This window comes from Ideonella lacteola (assembly GCF_038066555.1).
GTDB lineage: Bacteria > Pseudomonadota > Gammaproteobacteria > Burkholderiales > Burkholderiaceae_C > Ideonella > Ideonella lacteola.
The window spans coordinates 1-3136 of the sequence record NZ_JBBUTG010000062.1; the positions used below are offsets into that span (position 1 = coordinate 1).

Genomic DNA, 3136 nt, shown 5'->3' on the forward strand with positions numbered 1-3136 from the left:
TCGTCCTGCTCCAGGACGTGCCGGATTCGCTGCGCAACCAAATGGTTCAGGTACGCTGAGGTCTAACCCCTTCGTCAAGGGGACTGGCCTGCGGCCAGCCCCTTACGTCGAACGTTAGGCACCAGAAGGCAGGGGCTGACCATTGAGTCCGAAGCAGCATATCCACGCATGTCGGCTGCCTGCTTCATCGTCAGCGTGGGCTGTCCGTCCTTCGGCGCCCAGCGCACGGTCCGTGGCGGCTCTAGCCGTATTCAAGTCAGCTTGGGTACATGTGGCTGGCCGCAGCAGCACGCTACGGTCGCTGGAATCGCTCTCCTTGGTCACCGCCGGTGGTACTCTGTGGGTCATCTCTGCCAAGCTCAGCTTTCAGCCCATTGCCAAGGCAGTTCAAACTCTTCGTCTCGTCCCGCCAGCGTCGTAGCACTTGTTATGGAAGCACTCTGCCTTACCAATCACCGGCTCGTCGGGCCACCGGGTTTGAAATACATGTCGGTTGCGGCATTGCGTTCCTGGCATCTCGGTGCTCTGGCCGCTCTGCCTAACCGCTCCGTCAAGGGGACTGGCCTGAGGCCAGCCCCTTACGTCGAACGTTAGGCGTCATGAGTCTCCTCGCGTTGATTTGCGGCCTGGGCAGCGTCTTCGCCTTCGTGTACTTGTGGCTGCTGGCAGTTGCAAGCCAAAGCGAGGTTCAGCAGCAATTTCCCTCGTATGCAGAGGCCATCTTCAGGCCGGGGCATCAGGTTGCTATCCGTCAAGGCGGTCCCGTTCGGGCTCTAAGGCTGCTCACACTCAAGCCACCAGAATCTGCCATTTCGTCAATCCATCAAATGCGAGCCATCTCTGCAGCGGCATATGCTTTGGGTCTCGGGGCAGTACTGTCTTGGGTTGTCGCGTAGGGCCCGGTCTATCAGGTCAAGTTCAAGCAAGGCATCAAGTGCTTCTCCTGCCAGTCTCAGCTCTGTTCTACCGCCCGACGCCTAACCCCTCCGTCAAGGGGACTGGCCTGCGGCCAGCCCCTTACGTCGAACGTTAGGTTGCATGGTCTCGCTTCCGTGCCTACTCGAGTCGCTTCGAGCCAGCGATGTGCTGCCGGTCACTCGTCTGTTCTCCGAGCCCATCGTCCGTGCTTTCTTGGGTGGCCCCCTATCTCCTCAGTTGGCCGAGCAGCGGGCCGCCGAGCTGATCTCCCACTTGGGGCAGGCCTGGGCCGTTCGCCCAGCTCCAGGCAGCCCGGTCTTGCTTGGTGTCGTTCTCCTGGACCGGCACCACGATCTCGAAGACCTTGAGGTTTCCTATCTCTTCTTGCCCGAGCATTGGGGCCGTGGCTACGCGAGGGCAGCCGTCAAGCAGGCGCTGGCCTACGCCTTCGGCACAATCGGTCTTCCCCGCGTCGTAGCCGAAACCCAGTCGGCCAATGGAGCGTCAGTTCGGTTGCTGGAGCATCTTGGCTTCTGCCTCGTTGGCAATGTCAATCGCTTCGGTGCAGAGCAGAGCATCTATCGTGCACAGCCATCACCCCTCCAAGCTGCAACCTAACCCCTCCGTCAAGGGGACTGGCCTGCGGCCAGCCCCTTACGTCGAACGTTAGGCATCAGAAGGCTGCGGGGCCGGTGAAGTCTCAGCGACGTGTCTACGGCTTCTGGGTGCCCGCTTCATCCTCAGCGTGGGCTGTCCGTCCTTCGGCGACCAGTGCGCGGTCTGTGGCGGCTCCAGCCGTATTCAAGTCAGCCTGGGCGCATGTAGGTGGCCGCATCAGCACACCGCGGTCGCCGGAATCGCTCGCGTTGGTCACGGCCGGTGGTACTCTGTGGGCGATCTTTGTCTTGGCAAGCTTCCAGCGCTTTGCCAAGGTCGCTGAAGTACTTCGTCCCAGCCGCCCAACGTCGTAGCGCTTGTTATGCAAGTACTCTGCTTTGCCAGTCACTGCATCGTCTGGCCACCGGCCCTCAAATACATGCCGGTTGCGGCATTGCGTTCCGGGCATCTCGGTGCTCCACTCGCTTTGCCTAACCGCTCCGTCAAGGGGACTGGCCTGCGGCCAGCCCCTTACGTCGAACGTTAGGGAACAAGAATGGTCCACTTATCTGCCATGCGTCGCCTACCTGCGCTTCTCGCCGGCCTCCTGGCCAGTTCAACTGGCGTCATCACGCTTGCGCAGCCCACTGATGCCGGTTCGCAGCCGCAGCTCAAGTGTGAGACCGGGCCCATTCCAAAGACTTTTGGCAACGTGCCGTGGTTAGTCTATGGCTGCGCCGATGCGAAGTCCTTGGTTGTCGTCTCCGCTCAGGGCAGCCCGGCAGTGCCCTTCTACTTCATGCTTTTCCCCAAGAGCGGGCGCTATGAGTTGGTAGGGGAAGGTACCGGGAAAAGGGAGGCAACAGCTGCCGCCTACGCCGAGCTAAGTGCGCTCTCTGATGAGCAGATAGAAAATCTAGTCTTAGAAGCCCGGGCCAATAGCAAGTAGCTGGCGGCCCACACCGTGTTCCCTAACCCCTCCGTCAAGGGGACGTCTTGCGGCAAGCCACAAGCCGCCCCTTACGTCGAGCGTTAGGCGGCAATGAACACCTCGCGTACTCTCGAGCAGCTTGAGGGCCACCCATGGCCGCCCCCGCCTTCCGACGCGACGCCACTCATGGCGCGCTGTCATGCACTTCGCAAAGTGCCGATAGCGACGCTGTCGGCAGGTGATTGCCGGCTTCTCATCGGGCAAGATGTCGGTGCTCGGCATCTTGTTCCTCTCGCGCTCAACTTTGCTGAGGCTGAGCCCCTGCTCGATAGCGATTACTATCCCGGCGATTTGCTTCTTAGCTTGCTCGGCGTTGGAGCCGAATACTGGAGCCAACACCGAGATCAATACCGTCGCCTCCTCGCCGTAGCTCGCCAGGCCAAGAGCGCATTGGCTCAAGCCCATGAGCCATTTAGCTCCGACCGCAAGCTGCGAAAGGAAATCGATGCTTTCCTTGCTCAAGACACTGCCGCCTAACCCCTCCGTCAAGGGGACCTGCCTGCGGCAGGCCCCTTACGTCGAACGTTAGGCATTAGAAGGCAGCAGGTTGGTTAAGGCGCAGCGGCATGTCCGAGCCTTCTTTTGGAGCGTCTCAATCGTCGGCATGGGCTGTCCGTCCTCCGGCGGCCA

The 3136-nt window shown here is 60.9% G+C and carries 3 protein-coding genes; all 3 read left to right on the forward strand.

Going from position 1 to position 3136, the window contains the following annotated elements; translation table 11 throughout:
* The first annotated feature begins 1038 nt into the window (after positions 1-1038).
* Positions 1039-1536 (forward strand): GNAT family N-acetyltransferase, encoded by a 498-nt coding sequence (locus AACH06_RS29930; protein WP_341429492.1) that lies wholly within the window; start codon positions 1039-1041, stop codon positions 1534-1536.
* A gap of 535 nt (positions 1537-2071) precedes the next feature.
* Entirely contained in the window at positions 2072-2464 is a 393-nt protein-coding gene (locus tag AACH06_RS29935; protein ID WP_341429493.1) for a hypothetical protein, read from the forward strand.
* 93 nt (positions 2465-2557) lie between these two features.
* Positions 2558-2983 (forward strand): contact-dependent growth inhibition system immunity protein, encoded by a 426-nt coding sequence (locus AACH06_RS29940; RefSeq protein WP_341429494.1) that lies wholly within the window; start codon positions 2558-2560, stop codon positions 2981-2983.
* The last annotated feature ends 153 nt before the right edge of the window (positions 2984-3136 follow it).

What these genes read in the sequence shown, in the direction of transcription:
- AACH06_RS29930 (WP_341429492.1), top strand. Translation starts at nt 1,039, where the DNA reads ATGGTCTCGCTTCCGTGCCTACTCGAGTCGCTTCGAGCCAGCGATGTG.
- AACH06_RS29940 (WP_341429494.1), top strand. Translation starts at nt 2,558, where the DNA reads ATGAACACCTCGCGTACTCTCGAGCAGCTTGAGGGCCACCCATGGCCG.
- AACH06_RS29935 (WP_341429493.1), top strand. Translation starts at nt 2,072, where the DNA reads ATGGTCCACTTATCTGCCATGCGTCGCCTACCTGCGCTTCTCGCCGGC.